This window comes from Streptomyces akebiae (genome assembly GCF_019599145.1).
GTDB lineage: Bacteria > Actinomycetota > Actinomycetes > Streptomycetales > Streptomycetaceae > Streptomyces > Streptomyces akebiae.
The window spans coordinates 38,921-60,075 of sequence record NZ_CP080647.1 but is presented as its reverse complement, the minus strand read 5'-3'; the positions used below and the strand labels follow the sequence as shown (position 1 = coordinate 60,075).

Sequence of the window (21,155 nt, the reverse complement as noted above, 5' to 3'; positions counted from 1 at the left end):
TCACTATCCATGTCGTTTATTCACACTGGTCGTCGCCGTACCGCTGAGGGGAAGTCCGTGAATCTGGCCCGCCTCGACCTCAACTCGTCGTGGCGCTGAGCGCGCTGCTCGAAGAGCGCAACGTCACCCGATCCGGCCGGCGAGCCGGGCTGAGCCAGCCCGCCATGAGCGCGGCCCTGGCCCGGCTGCGCCACCACTTCTACGACGACCTGCTCGCCCACGTCGGCGGCCACTACGACGTATGCGGCGGGAGTTCGATCCGGCGTCCCCGACCCGGGAGTTCTCGCTGATGGTCAGTGACCACGGCGAGGTGGTGCTCCCCACGGCGGTGGCCGACCGGCTTGCCCCGCAGGCGCCTCGGGCGCGAGTGCGGTTGCTCGGCAACGTCGTGCAGCGCGACCGCGATGGTCGTCGTCGCCGTCCTGGGTGTGAACGTGCGGACCAAGGGCGGTTACCTCGCGGCCCTGGAGGAACGGGCGGCGCGCCTGCAGCAGGAGCAGGAGCAGGAGCAGGAACGGCAGACGCGGCCGGCCGTCGCCCGACAAGCGGGGCTCTCTGGGTGTCCTGCGGACCGACGTCCGATACTGCCACCTCTCCGAGCGAACGGTGAACGGGGGCTCCGTGGAAGCCGGGCAGAAGATCGGAGAAGTCGGCTCCACCGGCAATGCCATCGGCCCTCATCTCCACCTCGAAAAGCGCCCGGCTGGTGGCGGCTTCGGATCCGACGTACCCCCGACTGGCAGGCGGCAGACAAGCCGGTCCTCGCCCGTCGGCCCGGGTTACTTTGCAGACGTAGGCCGGGCATCCGTCGATCGATGCGGGCCTGTGCCGATCTGCAGAAGCCGCGTACCCACGCGGGGCATCCCGGCGTTAGGGGTAGAAGGGATGGCTGACGCCCGTGCACTCCACTCTCATCTGAGACCCGGGTGCCTGTGAGCGGAATGCGCCGACCGGGGGAGGCCGGATACAGGCGGACGGCCGCCAGGGATTCGGTGAAGCCTCAACCGAGTGGAGATCCGGCACTTGACTGGTCATTTTCTGCCGCTGTGAGGAAGGGACAAGAGCGCTTGCTTGCGAGCTTGTCGTCGGGCAGGACCATCTCGCACCCATCTCGCACCCACACCGTTCGCGACGGGGGCTGCCCAAGCGGTCCGGGACGGAATGGCATGTGCCGCCTGCGATGCCTACGGTGGTATCAGAGGCAATGCGGCGCGAATGGTCGCCGACACGAGGATTAATCGAGTTCGTACGGACCGCGCCGCTCACCGGATCAGGTGGGGAATATGCGCTCTCACAAGCTTGGCTCCGCCGCACGGCGTGCGCTGTCGGATGCCCGTGAGGCAGTCGGCCCCACTCCCTTCCAGGTGCTCATCCGGGTGAAAGGCGAACCCGATGAAGAACAGCGACGGCAGATCGCCGATGCCGGCGCACGCGTCGGTATGGCCGCGGGCGATGTCCTGACCGCTACGGTCGCCCCCGGCGATCTCGGACGCTTGACGGAGGTCGACTGCGTCGACTACGTGGAGCTGTCTGAACCACTCCACCCCGAGACGGGCACCCGGCCACAGAAACCGTGATCGCCTGTCCTCCGAGGAAGGGCTGGCGATTTTCGCCAGAGAGAAGACCAATCATGCTCGACTCACGGCTGAAGTTCCTGCAGTCCCGTGCCGAGGAAGGCCCGGCGGAGCTGGTGGGCCTGGAATCCACCGGCCGTTTCGCGCTCACGACGGAAGGGGTGAGGACACCTCGTGTGCGTGTACTGGTGCGAATGGCGGAGGGGCACGGCGCCGACGACCTGGGAGAGCTGTCGCAGCACACGGGGCTGACGGTTCACATCAGGGCCGGCGACGTGGTTGGCGGCGAGATCGGCATCGACCGACTCACGGAGCTCGACGAGTCGGAAGCCGTCAGCTACGTCGAGGCGTCCCGCCCTACCCTGACGGAGCTGGACGCCGCCGTGCCCGAGACCAATGCCGACAAGGTGCACACCGGACCGCCCGGACTGCGTGGCGCCGGTGTGATCGTGGGCGTGGTCGACAGCGGCATCGACTGGCGCCACGCCTGCTTCCGGGACCCGACCGGGAAGACGCGCATCCTGCGCATCTGGGACCAGAACCTCACTCCCGGAGCGGGGGAATCCTCACCGGCGCCGTTCGGCCACGGAGTGGAATACCAACGTTCCGCGATCGACGACGCATTGACCGCTCCGGGCCCGACGAGCACGGTGCGGCACATGGACGACAGCCTCGGCCATGGCACCCATGTGGCCGGCATCGCCGCCGGTGACGGGTCGTCGGCCGGGAACGGCAAACCGGAGTTCACCTTTGTCGGCGTCGCCCCCGAGGCGGATCTGGTCGTCGTGGCCAACCGGGTGACGACAGAAGCCCTGGGCGATTCCATGAGTACGCTCGAGGCCGTCGGTTACGTCTTCAAGGTAGCCGAGACCCTCGGACGGCCGGCGGTCGTCAACATCAGCCAGGGCGACAATCTGGGACCGCACGACGGCTCCAGCCTGCTGGAGCGCGGCATCGACAACCTGCTCAACGCCCCGGGGCGCGCCCTGGTGAAGTCCGCGGGCAACGCGGCGAACGCCGGCGTACACGCGACGGGCCAGGTGACGGAGGGGGGCAGCGACGTCGTCCAATTCCTGGTGCCCGTCGGTGACGACACGCCGGATACGCTGGACATCTGGTACTCCGGCGCCGACCGTCTCTCCCTGCGGATCACTCCCCCCAACGGCACGGCGAGCGTCGAGATCGAACCCGGCACCACCAGTGCGGAGCTGGATCTCTCCGGGGGCAACAAGGCCTTCGTCGACTCTGTCGTGCACCACTCCCAGAACGGCGACAACCGGATCTACGTTCAGCTGAGCCCGGGAAGCCAGACAGCGATCCGGCCCGGCACCTGGAGCCTCACGCTCATCGGCCAGACCGTTGCCGACAGCGGCCGCTGGCACGCCTGGATGGAGAGAGGGCGGACCGTTCCCCAGTTCATCGGCGCACACCGAAACGACGAGACCACCATCTCCGTACCCGGGACGAGTCGGAAGGTCGTCACCGCCGCCTCCTACATCACCAAAGGCGCGGGACAGGGGAACCTTTCCACCTTCTCCAGCCGGGGCCCCACCCGCGACGGTCGCCACGCACCGACGCTCGCCGCGCCGGGCCAGGCCATCACCTCGGCACTGGTGGGCGCCGCGGGATCGAGTCAGTACCAGCCCATGTCCGGCACGAGCATGGCCGCACCGCATCTCACCGGGGTGTGTGCCCTCATGCTGCAGTCGAGCCCCAAGCTGACCCAGGACGACCTCGTCCTGCTCCTGACCAACTCGGCCCGGCTGGACCCCTTCACCGGTGGGGCACCCGGCGACGACTGGGGTGCGGGCAAGGTGGACGCGGCAGCGGCGGTTGACGCCATCCCCTGACCGGTGGACAACCCCTGCGCCTCCTGGCCGACGTCGTACACATCCCGAGGCCAGGGGCGCGGGTCGGGCGGTGCCGTGTGCTCGCGCTGCCTTCGGCGCCGAAGGCAGCGCGACCGGCTGTCCCTCTCGAAGGCCATGAGACCGTGGCCGCCTGGTCTTCGCTGGGGCACAGCGCCTGAGCGGAAGCTCGATGATCATTCTGGTCCGGAACAACGCGCTGTCACCATCCGTCAGACGCAGGGGACACGCACCGACATGAAGGCTCGCGCATTCCAGCAGTGTCTCCCCGAAGGACTGTCGTCGCCGACGCCACGACGACTGGCTCCGCTGTGGCCGTACGCCTGTGCGACCCCGCCTTGGATCTGCCGTGGAGACGGTTCATCAGGAGTGCCGAGCTGCCATGTGGCAGTAGCGGCGACGGGCTGCGCCCACGCCTGCACAGCTCGGGGGGACGGGGCCGGCCCATGGCTTCGTGTGTGGGGTGCTCATGGCAGTGGCAATCCCCGGGTCAGTGGGCGACGGGCCATCCGCTGCTCCAGTCCAGGAGATTGATGCCGAGTTTGGGCCTGCCGTCGTCGTTGCCGTCGTAGTAGTGGTAGACGATCAGATCGCCGTCGGCGTCCTTCATGATCGACTGGCCGCCGGGGCCGATGTACCGGCCATGGGACTCCAGCACCGGTGTCCCGCCGTTGTTCATGAGCGCGACTCCGTTCCTGTCGTGGTACGGCCCGGTCACGCTGGTGGCACGCCCGACCTTGACCTTGTAGGTGGAGCCGGTGCCGGCGCAGCAGGTGTCGTAGGAGGCGAAGAGGTAGTAGAAACCGCCCCGTTTGACGACGAAGGGTGCTTCGACTGCCTTGGTGCCGCTGGGGCGGGAGGCGAGAGAGTACCGGGTGGTGTTGCCGACGAGTTGCTTTCCGGTGGCGGGATCGACCTGGATCATCTTCAGGCCCGTCCACCAGCTCCCGAAGGACAGCCACCAGGTGCCGTTGTCGTCGACGAAGAGGTTGGGGTCGATGGCGTTGTAGTCGTTGGAGGCGGCGGAGGAGTAGACGATGCCGTGGTCCGCCCAGGAGCCGGGGAGGCCGGTCGCCGAAACGGCCAGCCCGATGGCCGACTCGTTCGACCCGAAGGTCGAGACGGAGTAGTACATCAGATATGTGTCACCCTGGCGCGAGATGTCCGGCGCCCAGGCTTCGGTCGCTCCGTACCGCGACCACCAAAGCGGCCTGGAGGGGAAGGCGTCGCCACCCGCGCCGAAGGCGATCCGGTCGGTGGAGGTGCGGTAGGACAGACCGCCTCCGGTGGCGTAGAGGAGGTAACGCCCGGCAGATGTGCGGATCATCGTCGGGTCGTGGACGGCGGTGGCTCCCGTGACCGTGCCGGGGTTGGGGTAGGCGGAGGCGGTGGTGGGGGCCAGGGCGAGGAGTATCGCGGCCGTGACGGCCACGAGCCCGGTCCTGCGGGCGGATGGAAACGGGCGGGACGTGCGGAGGGTCTGGGAGGTACGGGCGGTCTGAGAGGTACGGGGGCTGCGGCTCATGCGGACGCTCCTAGGTGGGGGGTGCTGTTCGTCACGTCGAACAGCCGTCGCGTCGTCGGCCGGGACCGTAGAACCGAACACCTTGCACGTCAATGACCTGCGCAGACACCCGAAAGTCTTCGCAACTTTCGCCCCCCAAATCCTGCCCCTGCCTACCCTGTCCGGTGTACGGGCTACTGAACATGGCCGACCGCCGCCGAGGCTCGAAGCGGGTCGGGCCAAGCCGGTGGCAGTCTGTGCTCCGGCAGCAGGTGGGCGGGCCGACGTTTGCCAGGCCGCTGTTCTCCTCGGTGGAGCACGTGTTCGTGGAGTTGGTCAAGGTGACCGACACGATGCATGGCGGATGCCTCCGGAACGCCGGTCAGTCGTCACACCCTGCTGAGACTGATCACTTCTCTCCCGGACCCACCCGCCGTTATGCCCTGCGTCGTCGGCGTGGACGAGTGCACCCAGCCCAAGCGCCGTATCCGCGGAACCGTGCTTGTCGATGGCGCTTGCCCGGCCGTGGCGGACACGTTCGCGGCCCGGCCGGCGCCGAGCGGCCCGGCATCGAGATCATTGCCGCGACCGGGCTCCCCTCGTCGTCGACAGCGCCACTCGTGGTGCCCCGCCGGCCCTGCGGGATGCGGTCGTTGGCATCTCCGGGCCAGCCTGGACGAAGCCGCCGAAAAGTGCGTCTACCGTCACCGCGGCTGCCTGCGCCCGATGCTGTTGCCATCGACACAGAGCGAGTCCGCGAGAACGTCGGACTCCTGATCGTGCGCTACTCGGCTGGAGCGTCGAGCCGACCCGTCGAGCTGACGCTCAGCAGGCCGACACGATGAACCGCTTCCGGCGCGGCCGGGATCCGCGGCGGGAACTCCGCTCGGCTTCCTCCCTCGCCAGGGCCGGCCCTCGCCACGGCCGGCCTACGTCAGCTGATCGGCTGCCGAAGCTCGGTCCGGATCCGGAGGGTACGCTCGGCGAGGCTTGCCAGGTCCACGTCACTGGCGTCCTCGAAGGAGACCGCGGGATCGATCTCGCCGATCAGAGCGCCGGTGTTGCCGTCATTCCAGGCGCACATCGGCATGATGACCCGCACGTTCAGGTCTTCATTGGTGACCACCTGGCAGGTGACCGTGACGTCCGAGCCGGAGGGGCGGAAGTCCCTGGGCGCCCGGGTGATCGACACGCCGTCCGGGTCGGCGGCGTCCTTCAGCATGGTGTCCCGGGCGTCGTCGACGTTCTTGAACCGGCCGTATACACCGCTGACGTTCAGTTGCCCACCACGGTCCGAGGGCGTGTAGATCGCGACGGCCGCCTGGACGTCAAGGCCGCCCAGCGCGCTCTCGGCGTGCCGCTCAAAACTGTCCTGCGGGGAGTCGGAGAAGTCCTGCTCCAGCTTGTAGTCACCGCCGAGCAGGGTCTTGGGCAGGGTCAACCGGTACCGCGCCTCGGGAAAGTCCCCGTCGGTGCCGACCTCGCTGACCATGCTGACCATGACCGCGGCCCAGGCGACGAACAACAGGGCCATGACCCCGCCTACGACCCCCAGGACGACACCGACCCGGCTCTTCTTCTGCGGGGGGAGCGGCAGGAGGTACGGCTGGGTCGCGGGAGACCGCTGCGGCGGGGGCGTGGACACGCCATGAAGCTACTGCACGCACCACGCGTCCAGCACGTGACAGGCCCTCGACCGCCGCCTCTTCATCGGTGGTCCCGGCACTGTTCACCCCCGCGTCGTTAGCCGTCCGCATCTCCGCGAGGATGTCCTGGGGGTAGGCACCGTCGAAGTCCTTCGCCCCGCGTGATCCGAGACAACACCTCGACCCTGTTCTTCCCTGCCCGGCGGCGGCCTCGCGGGCCCGTCGGCACGTCCGCGACGCCCGGCCCACTCCCAGTGGGTGCTCTCGCCGGCTCTCGTCACGCCGGTGCTGTTTCAGGTGCTGTTCCAGGTGCTGCGGGAGCAGGAGCGGCTGGATGCGCTGGTCCGTCCGGGCCGGTCCCAAGAGCCGACGCGTCATGGTGTCCGCGTCTGCCGGGGACGCTGTGAGGCCGTGTTCGGTACCGGCGAGGTCTCAAGTCGCGGACCGGGGTGTGGATGCTCCCGCGACCGGCTCGACCAGCCATTTCTGTTCCGCCTCTGCGTTGCGGGGACTTGGTACCAGAACGGTGCCGGTCTCGGGCGAGGCGGGGGCGATCACGAGGTTTCTCTCGTCGCGTGTGAGGAGTTCTCCTTCGGGGCTCAGCTCGAAGCGGAGCCCGAACGAGACGTCGCCCGAGGAGTCGCAGTACTCCAGATCCAGCACTTCGTCGTCCCCGCCGGCGTCCAGGCACAGATCCGGTTCGGCGAGGTTGCGCAGGAGCCCGTCCTCAACGTAGGTCCACCGCTGCGTGCTGGCGGCTGAGCAGGCGGACAGGGTGGCCTCCGCGCCACGCTCGGGCTGCCCTCCCCGGACGTCCATGCACAGGTCTGCGGCAGCATTGCGCAGTCGGCCGCTACCCGGGGGGACAGGGAGGGCGGTCGAGGTCGTGGGGGAGGAGGGTGACGGCGTGGGCGTAGGCCGCTGTGTCGCCGGAGCCGGTGCGGTGGTGTCGGACGAAGTGCCTGCCACGACGAGTGCTGCCGCGACAGCGGCCGAACCGGCGGCGATCCCGGCGACGAAGATCTTCGTGCCCTTGCGGGTGGAGCCAGGCCTTCGCCTCCTTGCCGGCTTCTGGGGCGTCTGTGGGGTGTTCGAGGGCCGGGCGTGGTCTCCCCCGGCGGTCGCGCCAACGGGCGCTGTGCGCGAAGGGCGTGCCCGGCACGCGGCCAGATAGGGGTGAGCGCTCTCACCGAGCAGCGCTTCCCCCAGCAGTACGCCCGGTTTCGTGGCGCAGAGCCTGAGCTGTTCGGCGGTGTCCTGACAGAAGGAGCACTGATCCAGATGCAGTTGCACCTCGGGCAGCGTGGAACCGGCGCCGTGTGAGGGTGCGTCGAGGAGGCGGCTGTAGTCCCGGCACTCTCTTCCCGCTGCATACTCGACATGCGTGCGCAGGAGCGCCGAACGCCATTGCTCCCGGGCCCGGTCCAACTCGAAGGGCGGTATGTCTCCTTCGATTCCGAGCAAGGCTGCGGGAACGGCCGATGATTCGGCTTCCACGTCCAGATGCCACAGAACGTACTGCGTGGTCCTCGGGAGCCGCAGAAAAGCGACCTGGCTCAGGTGCCGATTCTCGGCGACCGAATGTGGTGGGGGCCTGCTGCTGTCGGCGGCCCCGGCCTGGTCGTACGACAGCCCCGAAACGGTGCCGGTCTGTGCGCGCGCTCGCGCGGTGTCCCGCACGGCGACGAGCAGGCGAGGGCGCAGGGCATCGGTGGACCCGGCTCTTTGGAGGCCCTGCACCACATGGCGGAATGCCGCAGCGGCGAGCGCTCGCGCAATGGCGGATGAACCGGAGGCGCAGATCTCCGCATATTCGGAGACTGATGGCCCGTGTCGCGCGATCAACGCCGCGACTGGCGTTGTGCCCTCGATGGTCCGGGACATCCTCAGCGCGGCGACGAGGGCGTCGTCGGACATCCCTGGAGCGGTCTCGGGGTCGGGAGCCGGGCTTGCGGGAAACGGGTGAGCGAAAGACACAGGGGCTTTCCTTCTCCCAGGCGCGCTGGGCAGCCTCATCCCGGGCCGACGCGGGAACAGCAGCAGCGCGGACCTGGTGTGGCCGTGCGGAGAGGGAGGTGTTGAGGTGGTGACCGCCCGGGCGATGCCGCGCGACCGCCTTGTGGGGGAGCGGGCGACGCCACGACCCGTGTGAGCCGGTAGGCCGGATACGGATTGTTCTAACGTGAACCACCCTGTCATACAGGCCAGATGCCCAACAAGGGATGCCAGGACGAAAGAGAAAGGGATCGGCTCTCGCAGTCAGAAGGGTCGTTGGACCATGCGCGACCGGGACTTGTTCACCATGCGGATTCGGCCGGTCAATACACGACTTTCGCGTTCACCGCACACCCGTTGGAGACCGGGCATTGACGCCTCGGTCGGGTGTGCGGACGGGCCGGTTGGTTCAACGACCAGCGCCTCCACGGCGCGACCGGCGAGACCCGCCCACGAGCACGTGGCCAGCCACCATGTTCTTCGGCAGCCCTGCCCATCGGCTGGAGCCAACGGCTGGAGCCAACGGATAGGGCCTGCACCGCTTCCGGAGCGGGACACTCTCGGCATTTTCAACCTCTCCCCGACCCGCAGATATTGACAATGACTCTCTCAGGACGCCCCATGCGGGATTAGCATGCGGGGATGGAGATTCCCGTGGGCCAGGTGGTGGTCCACTACGTGGAGCACGGGTCCGGTCGCCCCGTGCTGGTACTCCACGGCGCCGGCGTCGACCACCGCGAGGCTGAGGCTTGCTTCGAGCTGGTTTTCGAAGGCGTTGCGGGGCTGCGGCGGATTTATCCCGACCTCCCTGGAATGGGCCGGACAATCGCTCCCGACACGCTGCGCAGCGCCGACGACGTCCTCGATACGCTGCTCGACTTCGCCGACGAGGTCATCGGCGGGGCTGCGTACCTCCTCATCGGTCACTCGGCGGGCGCGTACTACGCGCAGGCAATGGCCGCGAGGCGCCCGGCGAAGGTCGCCGGTCTGGCGCTCATCTGTCCGTTCTTGCCAGGGCTGCGTGACGTCCCAGCGCACCGCGTCGTCGCCGGATCGGGCGAGATCGGTGATGACGTCTTCCGGAGCTACTTCGTGATCCAAACCCCGGCGATGCTCGAACGATACGAACGTTACGTCACCCCGGCCGCCGCGCTGGTCGACCAGACAGCGCTCGAGCGAATCGGCGAACGATGGGAGCTCACCCCCGATCGCACACCGGCATACGCGGGTCCGACAGTGGTCGTGGCGGGGCGGCTGGACTCCACGGTCGGGTATGCCGCCGCTACCGACCTCATCGACCACTACCCGCACGCCTCGCTCTCCGTGGTTGACGACGCGGGGCACGCCCTACCCCACGAGCAACCGGAACTTCTGCGCGCCCTCCTCACCGAGTGGCTCACGCGCGTCGAGCGCTCGAGCTGACTCGAAACAGGCTCGACCCAGATAGGCATGGTGTCGGGTTGAGAGGGGGGAATGGCCAAGCGAGGGCGAAGCAGCCAAGAGTGTGCGTGTTGCTGACCGGCGATGTGGGCCTGGTCCCGGGCCCGGCTGTGCATCGGAAGGTTCCGTTCGAGGTGGGCGTTGACCAAGTCGTCGGGGTTCGGCCTCCGGCGAGTACGACGGCAGAGAGTGCGGCTCGATGCAGCCCGGGTGATCGACCAGCCAGGGCGTGGACCTTGCGGGGGCGGTGCGCGGAGTGGCCGGACGGGAGGAGGTAGGACCTTGTGGTCGCAGTGGCCGACGAGCCGGTCCAGGAAGGCGGCCCATGACCTTGGTGTCAAAGGTCTCGGTGAAGACTCATGAAGTGCATGCGGCCGTTGGCGCTGATCGCGGACACGCACTGACCGTGGACCGGTTGCCCGTGCGGCGGACGACCGGCGTGAACCCCTGGCACACCGCCGCGACATCTCCGCGAGTCCGGCAGGTCACCAGCGCCGCCACCACCCGCAGACGAAGCCGCCTTGTGCGCCGCAGGCGACAACTTCTGTGCGTCCCCGACCAGTTCACTCACGCAGCGATCAACGACGCACAATGCCTCAGCGTCCGCAGGTCGCGTCCAAAGTGTCGGCGGAGGGCAAGGTCCCGGGTGGCGGAGGAGTTCACCCGCGACGAGTCGGTCGCGGCGACGGCCGCGACGAGCCTGCTGCGCTGACCGGACGTCGCGTTCAGGGCTCATCCAGCACTCCGAAACCCTGATCACCTGGGTAGCCGTCACTCTCATGACCAGGCGCCTCGCACGGAAAGGGGCCACCCCCAGCTGGCCGAGAAATCCGGCGCCAGCCGACGGCTGACCGGGCTGCATCGCAGGGGGTTCGGTCAGCCGCGTCGTCCGAAAGTCGGGGTGTCGAAGGGAGCCAGCGGGCGAGCGGAGCTTACAAGTCCTCGGCCGCGGCAGTCAGGGGCGGCAGCCCCGCACCTTCCCAGCGGAGGGGTCAGCAGCTTGACGCGCCGGAGGCATCGACCTGACCGTGGCCGATCGCGACCAGCGCGCGGTCCAGGACCTCCTGGACCTGGCCGAGGGCCGAGATCGTGGTCACCAGGCCCTGAGCTTGGTAGTGGTCGACGACCGGCGCCGTTTCACTGCGATAGACCTCCAGTCGCCTACGAACGGTTGTCTCGCGGTCGTCATCGCGCTGGTACAGCTCACCGCCGCAGACGTCGCAGGCTCCTGCCACTTCAGGCGGGCTGTAGTGGATGTGAAAGATGTGTTCGCGGTTCTGACGGCACAGCCGTCGCCCAGCGATCCGCCTGACCACCTGGGCCTCGGGAATCTCCAGGTCTAGCACGGCGTCCAGTCTCGACTTCGAGTCGGCCAGGATGCCGTCCAGCGCCTCCGCTTGGGCAAGATTGCGAGGGAAGCCGTCCAGCAGGAATCCGCGCCCGGTGTCCGGGCGGGCAAGGCGCTCTTTGACCACCCCGATGGTGACCTCGTCCGGTGCCAGAAGGCCGGCGCGTATGTGCGTGTGGGCGTTGTGCCCGAACTCGGTGCCCCGCTCGATGTGCTCGCGGAACAGGTCACCGGTGGAGATGTGCTGGATCGACAGATGCGCGGCAAGGCGCACTGCCTGCGTGCCCTTGCCAGCTCCGGGCGGCCCGATCAGGAGGATGCGCATCGATGAAGTGTCCCTTCGTCATGCGTGGCCATCAAGCCGTCTCTGTGACACACGATCGCCGCGCACTGATGTCATTGCCCATCCGGTGGGCCACCCCCTGGCGGTGGGGATAACCACACCATGGGAGATCGCCGCGTTGAGGTTGATGCTCCTCCGGTCTCGTTCCCTGATCGTTCGTGACAGAGCCAGGTCCAGGCCGAAAGCGATGGGTACCGTTCTGGTGGCCGATCAGGGTTCAGAAACACATGCTCAGCTTGTTCTTTATGGTCTGAGTCGGTTTCGTTCGGTGATGCTCTCGGGTCGCTTCACGGTCTTGCCCACGTCGTAGCGGGTGGCGGGCCGCCGGTTCTTCGAGCCAGGTGGCCTTCCCGGGCCGGGTGTTGAGGGTTTCGGTGCACGGGCGGGGCAGGACAGGTGCGGCCGGAGGTTCCGAAACCCCCGGCGGACGCGGGCCGGGGTGAGCCGGCCGGGCTCGGCAGGCTTCTCCCACGGCCGCCGCAGGTCGGCGGCCGCGCCGCGCAGAAGCCGGATCTGGGTGTGCGCGGCGATGATCAGCCAGGTCCGGCACTCGCCGGCTTCGGGGGTGCGCAGCTTCGGACGGGTCCACCCGAGGGTCTGTTTCATCAGCCTGAAGAGATGCTCGATGTCGAACCTCCTCAGGAACGCCTGCCAGCGCACGTCGGCGTCCTCGCTGTTCAGGCCGGTGGCGGACGACCAGAGCCAGAGTGGGAGGGGATCGCCTCCGCCGGGCAGGTGGTCGACCTGGAGGCGGATCAGCGTGCCTTCGATGATGGGGAGTTCGCCGGTGTGGTCGATCCATGCGGAGCGGGTGGTCAGGCGGGGGTGGATGCGGTCCCAGGCCATCGCGCGGGCGGTGCCGTACCGGGCGGTGCCGTACCGGTCGGTGACCTGAACGGTTGCCGCGTCCGGCTCGCCCCAGGTCTCCGGCCTGGCGAAGCGGAACTCCTTGCCGTGCTTCGGCGGTCGCCCGCCCTGGGGATAGGCCAGGGCGTACTCGTTGAGCGAGGGCGTCGGCCGTCGCATGACGCGGTCGGAGTGCACCCCCTAGTACCTCGACCGGGAGGCCGGTCAGGAGGTGGGCCATCCGCGGGGCGTCGTAGCCGGCGTCGAAGACGATGAGGATGTCGCGGTCGCCCAAGTGCCAGCGGCCCATCTCGATCAGGTCCTCGGCCACCCGGCGGAGCTGGGCGGCAGTGACCTCGGCGACGTCGTCCCCGGGGCCGAGACGCACGGCGTCCAGGAGCTGGCACCAGGATGTGCGGCCCGATTCGAGGGCGGCGACGAAGGAGTACGGCCAGCCGCGGATGAACTGGTCCGAGGAGCGTCCGCTGCGACCGTAGACGTGGCAGAACAGGCGGTCCGCGCTGGTCGGCGCGTCGGGGCGGAGCCAACTGCTGACGTCGACCGCCAGGACCAGGCGCCTGTCGGCGGCCCGCGGCTGCGGCAGACCGGCCAGCACCTGCCGCAGCCGGGGCACGTCCACACTCCCGCAGTTCAACGCCTCATACAGCGCCGTGCCCGCGCCGGTGCTCGGCCACCAGCGTCAGGTCCACCGGCGAGGTCACCGGACCGTCCGCGCACAACAACGCGCCCACGAGGTCGAACAGTTCGTCCCCGCGCGCGGTCAGACAGTCGAATAAGTCCTCCCGGAAGCGTGACGCTTGCGCGAACGCCTCCCCGGGACCGGTGGCAGGCAGCAGACTCACCCTCACGGCCTTCGTCTCGATCGGTGCACCTTGGTCGGAGCACACGATCAGGCGAAGGCCCCTTCAATGTCCGGCGAATGCCCAGGTGAGTGATCCAGTTCGAGATGTTGTTCGATTTAAGGAGCCAGGCACGGGCGCTGATGCCTCAGCTAGCGAGCAGGGCCTGCATCCACTGGTCTTCGCGTTGCTCGATGTATTCGGCGTCGTTTCGCCAAGCGTCGCCGTGGCCTTCAGCCCACAGCCTTGCCCAGGGCTGGGCTCCTTGGGCTGCCTGGTCGCGCAGGAAGTCGTGCATGGAACGCGTACGGCGCCCCAGCAGAGGCACCAACCGACGGCGTTCGGACTCAGCCAGACCGTAGGCGTCGGCGAAGACTCGCAGTCGGTCCGCCGCGTCCGGGCTCTGCCAGTCCGGATGCGCGGACAGCGGGATGAACCCGTGAATGGCGTATGCGACATCCCACAGGCGCGAGCCGGGACCTGCAGCGTCCCAGTCGATGAAGGCCCACCGCGCCTCGTCTGCGACCACGAGGTTCCAGGGGGCCAGGTCGTTATGGGCGATGATGTCAGTGCCCTCAGCGGGGATCAGCGTCTGCCACCGCGCATCGGAGGGCGCCGTGAAGTCCTGCACGGCGTCGTGGAAGTCCCGGATCAGCCGTGCCACGCGAGCCAGTTGTCGAGCCGGTTCCATCAGCGAGAACCGGTCGGGCCAGACCACATCTCCCGGCATGAAGGTCAGGACCTCACGCCCCTGATCGTCAATGCCGAGCGGACGAGGCGCCGCGCAGAATCCCACCTCGTGCAGGTGGGCAAGCAGGGCATGCACAGCGGGAGTCCATGGTCCGGTCGGACGGCGAACGGTGTCCCCGACGCGAACGACGCCATCACTGACGTTGCCACCGGACAAAGGCTCTTCATCATCGTGCCGCATCGAACCAGTGTGTCGGATCAGCTCGTCGTGATCACCCCATTAAGAGGGAACGTCAGAGTAGGGACGGAGGTTAGAGAACAAGCTCAGCTTCTTCTCTATGGTCTGACCTCGATCGAGCGGACCGCGTACGCGCGGTTCAAGCGGCTGATCACCGCGCATGAGCTGCACTTGTTCTTCGCGCCGATGCGGGAGGAGGCGGCCGGCTCGCCGAACTGGGCGCCACCGGGGGCCGGTTGAGGTCCTCGATGGCGCCCGCTGCCGGGGCGCTGTGGCCGGACCTGGCGTACGCGGATCCGGAACCGGACACGGACCAGGAGTCGTACGGCTACTCGGGCAATCTCAACACCAGCTACAACCGGCTGAACACGCTCGCGCAGGCCTGCTCCAGCCGGGCACCGGCCTGACCGGCGACTCGGGACCCAGGGACGACATCCTCACCGGCCTTGGCCATCCGTTCCGGTTGTGAGGGCTGGGACGTTTCCCGGTTGTGGGAGCGGAGGGGGGGATAGCGTGCCCAGGTCACTGTTCATGTGAGCGTGCACCACGTGCACAGGGGGGAAGTCACACATGCGGAGCATGCGCAGAGCGCTGGGGCGGCTGTCCACTGTGTTACTGGCGGGGGCCCTACTCGTCCTGGTCGGTACAGGAACCGCCCACGCCACCACCACGGTCGAGATCCCGGCGGCCACCGACGGCGGTATCTCCGCGACCGTCAAGTTCTACGGCGCCGTGGTGCCCCAGCCCTACAACCCGGATCCCACCGCCTACTTCGGCGACCGCAAGTGCCAGCTCATCTACCACGACTACGACCCGACGGCAGGCTGCGGCGGCTTCAAGCTGAGCGTCAAACTGCACAACGTACGCAACCAGCCCGGCTACACCGCGGGCCTGAGCAGCACCGGCGGCTACTTCCAGGCGTACGCCGACACGGCCCGCACGTTCGGCTGTCTGCGCGCGGACGGCACGTTCGACCACAGCACCAGTTTCGTGGTCCGTACCCAGCAGCAGCCCCTGTCGGCGACGTACTACGAGCCCGACAGCAACTACATCCTCTACGCGCACCGGAACTACTCCGGCGAGTACGGGCCGCATTTCTACGTCAACTTCGCGCCCGTGCAGGTGAATTGCCCCGACGGCACGACACCCACCCAGTACGGCCTCAAGGTCACGAACGTCAGCGTCACCATCGACGACGCGAACGTCTTCGGCAACACGACCTGGAGTACGCCGGGGCCGTTCTACGCGTAACGGCACCCAGGACACATACGCGTGCGAGGGCCCCGCCAGTGAGCCCGGGCCCTCGTTCCGTCTGCGCCTCAACTTGTTCCTTATGGTCTGACCTCGAACGATTCCCCGAACGTGATCGCTCGTACGGGGATTCCTGGGACGTGAACACGGCCTCCGTCTGATCCTGTGCTCCGACCAAAGAGGCACTTGACCAGCACGAAGGCCGTGGGGGGAATGAGTCTGCTGCATCACGATGTCCGGTGGGAAGCGTTCGCGGTGGCGTCACATTCCGGGACGACTTCTTCGACTGCCTGACCGCGCGCGGGGACACGCTGTTCGAGCTGACTGACGCCCTGCTGTGCACCGACGGGCCGGTGACCACCACGGTGACCTCACCCTGACGGCCGAGCACCGACGCGGGCACGGCGCGATGTACGACGCGCTCAACTGCGGGAACGTGGATGTGCTCCGGTTGCGGCAGGTGCTGGCCGGGCTGCCGCAGCCCGAGGCCGCCGACGGGCGCCTAGTCCTGGCCGTCGACGTCACCCACTGGCTCCGCCCCGACGCGCCGACCAGCCCAGACCGCTTGTTCTGCCACGTCTACGGCCGCAGCGGACGCTCGTCGGACCAGTTCGTGCCCGGCTGGCCCTACTCGTTCGTCGTCGCGCTGGAGTCGGGCCGGACCTCGTGGTGCCAGATCCTGGACGCGCTGCGGCTGGGGCCGGCCGACGATGTCGCCGAGGCCACCGCGGCCCAGGTCCGCCGGGTGGTCTAGGACCTGATCGACATGGGGCGGTGGCAGCCGGGCGACCGCGACATCCTGGTCGTCTTCGACGCCGGCTACGACGCCCCGCGCATGGCCTGTCTGCTGGAAGGACTGCCGGTGGAGGTCCTCGGGCGGATGCGCACGGACCGCGTGATGCGCAAGCCCGTCCCGGTGCCGTGGATCTCACCGCCGCAGGGCGGGCGCCCGCCGAAGCACAGCAGGGAGTTCCGCTTCGCCACATCGGAGACCTGGGGCGATCCGGATACCGCAACCGTGCAGGTCACCGACCGATACGGCACTGCTCGCGCGATGGCCTGGGACCGCATCCATCCCCGTCTGACCACCCGCTCGGCATGGATCGACCACACCGGCGAACTCCCCGTCATCGAAGGCACGTTGATCCGCCTGGAGGTCGACCGCCTGCCCGGCGGCCACGATCCACTCCCCGTCTGGCTGTGGACGTCGGCCACCGGCCTGTCGGGCGTGGACGTCGACCTGCGCCGGCAGGCGTTCCTCCGCGGATTCGATCTTGCACACACCTTCCGGATGATCAAGCAGACGCTGGGCTGGACCCGCCCGGAGCTCCGCACACCCGAGGCGGCGGACCGATGGACCTGGCTGGTCATCGCCGCCCACAGTCAACTCCGCATCGCCCGCCCGCTGGCCGCCGACCTCCGCCGCCCCTGGGAGAAGCCGGCCGAGCCCGGCCGACTCACCCCCGCCCGGGTCCGCCGCGGGTTCAGGAACCTCCGCCCGAACTTGCCTTGCCCTGCCGGGCCCGTGCACCGAAACCCAACCGGCCCGGCCCCGGCCGACCTCCCGGCTCGAAGACCCGACACACCGCCACTCGCTACGCCGTGGGCAAAGCGGCGAAGCGGCCCGAGACCATCACCGAACGCGACCAGGTCAGACCGCTTCTGCGCCCGTGTGAAGGGCGCCCCCGACGACCACCCGGTCACCTTCGAGGACCCGGACACGCAGGAGAAGACGACCCACGGCAGGGCCGATGGGCGTATGGCGTGCCTTCACCACTGCCTGACCTATACGGCCACGCAGGCGATTATGGCCGGGGCCGGTGCCCGCGCGCTCGGCATCCGGGTCCATCCGGCCGCCGCCGCCGCGGCCGCGCTCGCGGTGTCCTTCACAACCCACTACGCCGCTGATCGCCGCGTCCCGGGCAAGGGTTTGCTGGAGAAGATCGCCACCAAGACCGGCAAGAGCAACTTCTTCCTACAGCTGGGTCCGCGTCGGCGACGACAGCGACTTCGCGCTGTAGATCCGCCCCGGGACAGGCGCACCGGCGTCCAACCTAGCCGCCTGCCCCGGGCCTACCCAACCCGTACGAGACGAGAGGGAGATCCCCATTATGGGTTCCGTCCTGCATGTGCAGGCCCGGTTCGGGCAGCGCGCACTCCTACTGACCACCGCAGCCGTTCAGTTGACCGGCTGGACCGTCCACGCCCTCGCGCTGCACCGGAGGCTCGCCGCCGCGAAGCGCGACCCGCTCACCAGGAGCGGCTGCTGCTCGTCCCATACCTCGACACACACATCGCTCAGCAGCCCAGTCGACTCTGCGGCTGGCGACAGGGCATCGCGCAAGGAACCTGTGGGAGTGCATCCTCGCAGTGTCAATACCTCGCGCTTCGGCGGCACCTTGTCCGCAAACATGCACTCGACGCTCGCGCACCGACCCCAGTACTTTTCCTCGTCCTCCTCGTCCTACACGGACCAGCAGGTACTTGACCGGGAAACCCCGATCTCAGGCAGCGTGATCTGCGATCCGCACAAATACCCCGAACACCCAACCGATCTCCTGCCCAAGATACGACGTCGGTCAGGAGACCACCGTCGCGGGAGACCAGTGCCCAACAGCGCGGTTGCTGTCGCGCTTCTCCGAGGTGCGGCGAGCACTGAGGAATTGCGCAGGGGCGGAACACTGCCTCTTCACCAGTAGACCAGGCCGTGGTCGACGCGTTCCGCGCGATGCTCGCCGCGCTGCGCGAGCCGGAGGCGTGGACGCCCGGACTCGCCCAGAACGTCGCCGTGAGGGTCGGCCCGTTCATCGAGCGCGCACACTCGCCCCGGTGACTGCCACGGACCCGAGCCGATCGCCATTGCGCTGGTTCACCCCGACACCCCGCACGCAGTGGCCTACCTCCACGGCCACGAGCTCGGCTACACCAGCAAGGGCTGGCTGCGCTGCCAGACGGACGCGATCCTCGGTGTCCGGCAGCCGGCCTACGCGATGCTCACCCACGCCGCAGCGGGCCTGGACCTCCCCACGGACGTCGGCATGGCCCCGGCCCACTACGGCGTCATCGTCGAAGCCTGCCGCAGCGATGGCACCGGCTACACCCTGCTCCGCCTCGGTCCGTACACCCGGACCTGGCTCGCTGGCCGCGACGCCGACCGACTCAACAGCGAGCTGCAAGGCCGCGCGGCCACCGTCCTCCCCGGCTTGACTGTCACCGCCAGGGACATCCCGTTCGACGTCAGCGACTACGAGAGCTACGCCGCCCCCCATGATGCCGACATCACCGCGCTCCTGGCCGACGCCATCGCGGAGCGAGCGCGTGACCATGCGACCTTGCTCGAAGGAGCAGAAATCATTGCCTTGCCCCATTCGAGTCGGCTGGTGTAGGCAGCGAGCTGTATAGGCCACCGCACCCGGTGGCAGGCTGACGTGAGGGGGCACTGGTGGGGTTCCAAGAGCGGTGGCAGAGCAGGCAGGAAGAGCTTGCAGCTCAGGCAGAGGCCCGGGAGACCGCAGCTGTCGAACGGTGGAGCGAGTACGTGGAACGATTCCAGGACCCCATCTTGGAACAGGCTCGCCTGGCGTTCGAACGCGGTGACGGCTGGTTCGAGACTGGGATCGATCAGCGCAGCTCAGGAAACCTGAACCCGTATGGAAACACCGGACAGGACCTCGGCATGCCATCAACGGTCAGGATGAAGCTGGATCAGCCCGATGTGCCTCTCTCGCCGCGCAGTGACCTGCTCTCGCGCATCGAAGAGTGTGGGCTGGAAACTGCGTACCGCGCAATACCTCTATGTACAGCTTGGCGAGGAGTCACGCGACAAGTGGCTGTCGTCGGGACAACGCGTGGCGATCAAAGGGAAGATCGTCGGAATGTACCTGTTCGAACGAACTGTGGCCTCCCGCGAGGAGTCGCTCAACGACAGCGCCCAAAAGCCCGATGACCAGGCCTGAAAGCAGGCGATCCGGCGCGACGCACCTGTGGCTGGCTTCGTTCACTCCAACCGGTTCTGGCTCAGGTTCTGTGGAGTGGTCATGGCGAGCGAGTGAGCCGCTGCCGAATCGGATGCGCTCGGAGCTGAGGTGAGGTGAGCTCAAGAGCCAGGTTGTCCTGTCCGGCAGCCATGTGGTCGAGCCATCGTTCATACCAGGCGAGAAAATCCGGGGCTGAGGAGACGTTCGGTCCCCAGAAGCCGTCTGCGTTGCCGATGAGCATGCGCCCGGTGAGAGGGCCGGTTATGCCTATGAGGACGAGATCACTGCAGCCGCGTTCGATGACGTGTAGGAACAGGTCACCACGGCGGGTGGGGCGATAGGCCCGGCTGAATCCTCTTGAGCCCGTGCTGGCGTCTCTGGAGTTCATCGTGACGAGCGTGCAGTCCTTCAACGGGATCAGTCCGTAGTACGGAGACGCACCACTGCCGCCCACGTTGGTGAGGAAGTCTCGATAGGGCTGCGGGAGTTCCACGTCATGCTCGGCTTGAAAGGCGTCTGCCTGACCTTTGGTGAGGCGGGGGCCGAGACGAAATTCGTGCCGCTCCTCCCCAAAGGAGTGGCTTCGGTTGGGGGCGTAGGGGATGCGTGCCAGCTTGCGTCGCAACCGCGGGATGCGGGAGTCCATGCGAGCTCTTCTCTCGTGTCGCTCGCAATCTATCGCACAGCGCCAGATCTCATCCTGCGAGCAGGACTCGCTTCCTCAGCAGCTGGAAGCCGGCCCGGCCGAACACCTGGCGCTTGAGCATCTTGATCCGGTTGACGTGCCCTTCCACGACGCCTGAGCTCCAGGGCAGAGTGAGGCCGGCGATGACGGCGTCGCGGTCTCGGTCGATGCCTGCGGCGAGGGTGTGGAGGCTGGGCAGGTCGTTCTGCCGGACGGCGTCGAGCCAGTCGGGTGGGTGCTCGCCCTGGCGCTCGGTGAGCATGGTCGCGATAGAGCGCACGTGCCGGGTGAGGGCGTCGAGTTCTGAGCAGTGCGCCCGGACTGCCTTGAGCTGGAGTTGTTCTGTCTCGGTGAGGGTGTCCGGACGGCGGAGGATCCATCCGGCGACGGTGAGAGCGTCCGCGAGGAGTGCGCGGGCCGCCCTCAGGACGGAGAGCAGCACCGCGCCGAGGCCGCTGCCGGCCGTGGCGGAAAGGGAAAACAGTCTCCCGATGCGGGAGTTGCCCTGCTGGAGCAGCGACCGGTCCAGCAGGGCGGGGAGGTGGGCGATGGCGGCGGCATCGTGCACGACGTGGCGGTGGCCTGGACGAAGGCGACCGCCACCAGCTGCTGGAAGGTGAGCCAGTCGAACGCGGCGAGCGGCAGAGTGAGCAGGACGATCACGCACACCAGGTCACCGCCGATCATGAGTGGGCGTTTGGGATGCCGGTCGGCCAGCGCCCCGGCGTGCAAGGCGACCAGCAGGCTGGGCAGTTGCGACAGGAACGCCAGCGCGGGCACCTGAGCGGTGGAGGCGTTCAGCTCAACCACGGCCAGATAGGGCACGGCCACGCTGCTCACCGGAGATCCGGCCACGCTTGTCGCCTCGCCTGCCACGTAGAACGGGTACG

General features: G+C 68.1%; 17 protein-coding genes and 5 pseudogenes. 13 read left to right on the top strand and 9 right to left on the bottom strand.

Annotated elements, in window-relative coordinates:
* Positions 1-57 precede the first annotated feature (57 nt).
* The 4 genes and pseudogenes from K1J60_RS46815 to K1J60_RS00295 form a co-directional block, all read left to right on the top strand.
* Positions 58-373 (top strand): annotated as a pseudogene (locus K1J60_RS46815) (LysR family transcriptional regulator); the annotation flags it as partial.
* Between the two features lie 182 nt (positions 374-555).
* A complete protein-coding gene (locus K1J60_RS46810) occupies positions 556-936 on the top strand; it encodes a M23 family metallopeptidase (protein ID WP_220651197.1) in 381 nt (126 codons plus the stop codon).
* Between the two features lie 347 nt (positions 937-1,283).
* Positions 1,284-1,577 (top strand): hypothetical protein, encoded by a 294-nt coding sequence (locus K1J60_RS00300; protein ID WP_220644330.1) that lies wholly within the window; start codon positions 1,284-1,286, stop codon positions 1,575-1,577.
* 53 nt (positions 1,578-1,630) lie between these two features.
* On the top strand, positions 1,631-3,424 hold the full coding sequence (locus tag K1J60_RS00295; RefSeq protein WP_220644329.1) for a S8 family peptidase: 1,794 nt from the start codon (positions 1,631-1,633) through the stop codon (positions 3,422-3,424).
* A 508-nt stretch (positions 3,425-3,932) separates the two neighbouring features.
* Here K1J60_RS00295 and K1J60_RS00290 read toward each other — a convergent pair.
* The 3 genes from K1J60_RS00290 to K1J60_RS00280 form a co-directional block, all read right to left on the bottom strand.
* On the bottom strand, positions 3,933-4,967 hold the full coding sequence (locus K1J60_RS00290) for an arabinan endo-1,5-alpha-L-arabinosidase (RefSeq protein ID WP_220644328.1): 1,035 nt from the start codon (positions 4,965-4,967) through the stop codon (positions 3,933-3,935).
* Positions 4,968-5,880: 913 nt separating this feature from the next.
* Positions 5,881-6,591 (bottom strand): hypothetical protein, encoded by a 711-nt coding sequence (locus tag K1J60_RS00285; protein WP_259407484.1) that lies wholly within the window; start codon positions 6,589-6,591, stop codon positions 5,881-5,883.
* 433 nt (positions 6,592-7,024) lie between these two features.
* Positions 7,025-8,509, bottom strand: coding sequence for an RICIN domain-containing protein (locus tag K1J60_RS00280; protein ID WP_220644327.1), 1,485 nt, complete (start codon positions 8,507-8,509; stop codon positions 7,025-7,027).
* Between the two features lie 720 nt (positions 8,510-9,229).
* Between K1J60_RS00280 and K1J60_RS00275 the strand changes: the two genes are divergently transcribed.
* Both K1J60_RS00275 and K1J60_RS45490 read left to right on the top strand, forming a co-directional pair.
* The gene (locus K1J60_RS00275; RefSeq protein ID WP_259407483.1) at positions 9,230-10,009 is read left to right on the top strand and encodes an alpha/beta fold hydrolase; all 780 of its coding nucleotides are present in this window, start codon (positions 9,230-9,232) and stop codon (positions 10,007-10,009) included.
* A 749-nt stretch (positions 10,010-10,758) separates the two neighbouring features.
* Positions 10,759-10,872: pseudogene (locus K1J60_RS45490) on the top strand (IS5-like element IS4811 family transposase); the annotation flags it as partial.
* Between the two features lie 147 nt (positions 10,873-11,019).
* On the opposite strand, the gene K1J60_RS00270 reads toward K1J60_RS45490, so the two are convergent.
* From K1J60_RS00270 to K1J60_RS00255, 3 genes and pseudogenes are all read right to left on the bottom strand, one after another.
* Positions 11,020-11,700, bottom strand: coding sequence for an adenylate kinase (locus K1J60_RS00270; RefSeq protein WP_220644326.1), 681 nt, complete (start codon positions 11,698-11,700; stop codon positions 11,020-11,022).
* Between the two features lie 261 nt (positions 11,701-11,961).
* Positions 11,962-13,427, bottom strand: a pseudogene (locus K1J60_RS00265) (NF041680 family putative transposase).
* Between the two features lie 145 nt (positions 13,428-13,572).
* Entirely contained in the window at positions 13,573-14,250 is a 678-nt protein-coding gene (locus K1J60_RS00255; RefSeq protein WP_259407482.1) for a phosphotransferase enzyme family protein, read from the bottom strand.
* Here K1J60_RS00255 and K1J60_RS45485 point away from each other — a divergent pair.
* From K1J60_RS45485 to K1J60_RS00225, 7 genes and pseudogenes are all read left to right on the top strand, one after another.
* Positions 14,224-14,592 (top strand): hypothetical protein, encoded by a 369-nt coding sequence (locus K1J60_RS45485; RefSeq protein ID WP_259407481.1) that lies wholly within the window; start codon positions 14,224-14,226, stop codon positions 14,590-14,592. The two genes, K1J60_RS00255 and K1J60_RS45485, sit on opposite strands and share 27 nt — an antisense overlap.
* An 8-nt stretch (positions 14,593-14,600) precedes the next feature.
* Positions 14,601-14,759, top strand: coding sequence for a hypothetical protein (locus tag K1J60_RS00250; RefSeq protein WP_220644323.1), 159 nt, complete (start codon positions 14,601-14,603; stop codon positions 14,757-14,759).
* Between the two features lie 172 nt (positions 14,760-14,931).
* On the top strand, positions 14,932-15,603 hold the full coding sequence (locus K1J60_RS00245) for a hypothetical protein (RefSeq protein ID WP_220644322.1): 672 nt from the start codon (positions 14,932-14,934) through the stop codon (positions 15,601-15,603).
* 213 nt (positions 15,604-15,816) lie between these two features.
* A pseudogene (locus tag K1J60_RS00240) lies at positions 15,817-17,262 on the top strand (NF041680 family putative transposase); the annotation flags it as partial.
* Positions 17,263-18,310: 1,048 nt separating this feature from the next.
* Positions 18,311-18,436, top strand: a complete 126-nt coding sequence (locus K1J60_RS45475) for a hypothetical protein (protein ID WP_259407480.1) — start codon at positions 18,311-18,313, stop codon at positions 18,434-18,436.
* 58 nt (positions 18,437-18,494) lie between these two features.
* Positions 18,495-18,989 carry a hypothetical protein gene (locus K1J60_RS45470; protein WP_259407479.1) on the top strand — a complete coding sequence of 165 codons (495 nt, stop codon included), beginning with the start codon at positions 18,495-18,497 and terminating at the stop codon, positions 18,987-18,989.
* 375 nt (positions 18,990-19,364) lie between these two features.
* Complete coding sequence (locus K1J60_RS00225; protein WP_220644321.1) at positions 19,365-19,559, top strand: hypothetical protein; 195 nt, start codon at positions 19,365-19,367, stop codon at positions 19,557-19,559.
* Positions 19,560-19,638: 79 nt separating this feature from the next.
* Here the strand turns inward: K1J60_RS00225 and K1J60_RS00220 are convergent, their stop codons facing one another.
* The 3 genes and pseudogenes from K1J60_RS00220 to K1J60_RS00210 all read right to left on the bottom strand — a co-directional run bounded on the left by K1J60_RS00220 (position 19,639) and on the right by K1J60_RS00210 (position 21,120).
* On the bottom strand, positions 19,639-20,226 hold the full coding sequence (locus tag K1J60_RS00220) for an SMI1/KNR4 family protein (RefSeq protein ID WP_220644320.1): 588 nt from the start codon (positions 20,224-20,226) through the stop codon (positions 19,639-19,641).
* Positions 20,227-20,275: 49 nt separating this feature from the next.
* A pseudogene (locus tag K1J60_RS00215) lies at positions 20,276-20,653 on the bottom strand (ISL3 family transposase); the annotation flags it as partial.
* A 35-nt stretch (positions 20,654-20,688) separates the two neighbouring features.
* Complete coding sequence (locus K1J60_RS00210; RefSeq protein WP_220644319.1) at positions 20,689-21,120, bottom strand: MFS transporter; 432 nt, start codon at positions 21,118-21,120, stop codon at positions 20,689-20,691.
* Positions 21,121-21,155 lie beyond the last annotated feature (35 nt).

What these genes read in the sequence shown, in the direction of transcription:
- K1J60_RS00250 (WP_220644323.1), top strand. Translation starts at nt 14,601, where the DNA reads ATGGCGCCCGCTGCCGGGGCGCTGTGGCCGGACCTGGCGTACGCGGAT.
- K1J60_RS00295 (WP_220644329.1), top strand. Translation starts at nt 1,631, where the DNA reads ATGCTCGACTCACGGCTGAAGTTCCTGCAGTCCCGTGCCGAGGAAGGC.
- K1J60_RS00270 (WP_220644326.1), bottom strand. Translation starts at nt 11,700, where the DNA reads ATGCGCATCCTCCTGATCGGGCCGCCCGGAGCTGGCAAGGGCACGCAG.
- K1J60_RS00300 (WP_220644330.1), top strand. Translation starts at nt 1,284, where the DNA reads ATGCGCTCTCACAAGCTTGGCTCCGCCGCACGGCGTGCGCTGTCGGAT.
- K1J60_RS00245 (WP_220644322.1), top strand. Translation starts at nt 14,932, where the DNA reads ATGCGCAGAGCGCTGGGGCGGCTGTCCACTGTGTTACTGGCGGGGGCC.
- K1J60_RS00220 (WP_220644320.1), bottom strand. Translation starts at nt 20,226, where the DNA reads ATGGACTCCCGCATCCCGCGGTTGCGACGCAAGCTGGCACGCATCCCC.
- K1J60_RS00280 (WP_220644327.1), bottom strand. Translation starts at nt 8,509, where the DNA reads ATGTCCGACGACGCCCTCGTCGCCGCGCTGAGGATGTCCCGGACCATC.
- K1J60_RS00290 (WP_220644328.1), bottom strand. Translation starts at nt 4,967, where the DNA reads ATGAGCCGCAGCCCCCGTACCTCTCAGACCGCCCGTACCTCCCAGACC.
- K1J60_RS00275 (WP_259407483.1), top strand. Translation starts at nt 9,230, where the DNA reads ATGGAGATTCCCGTGGGCCAGGTGGTGGTCCACTACGTGGAGCACGGG.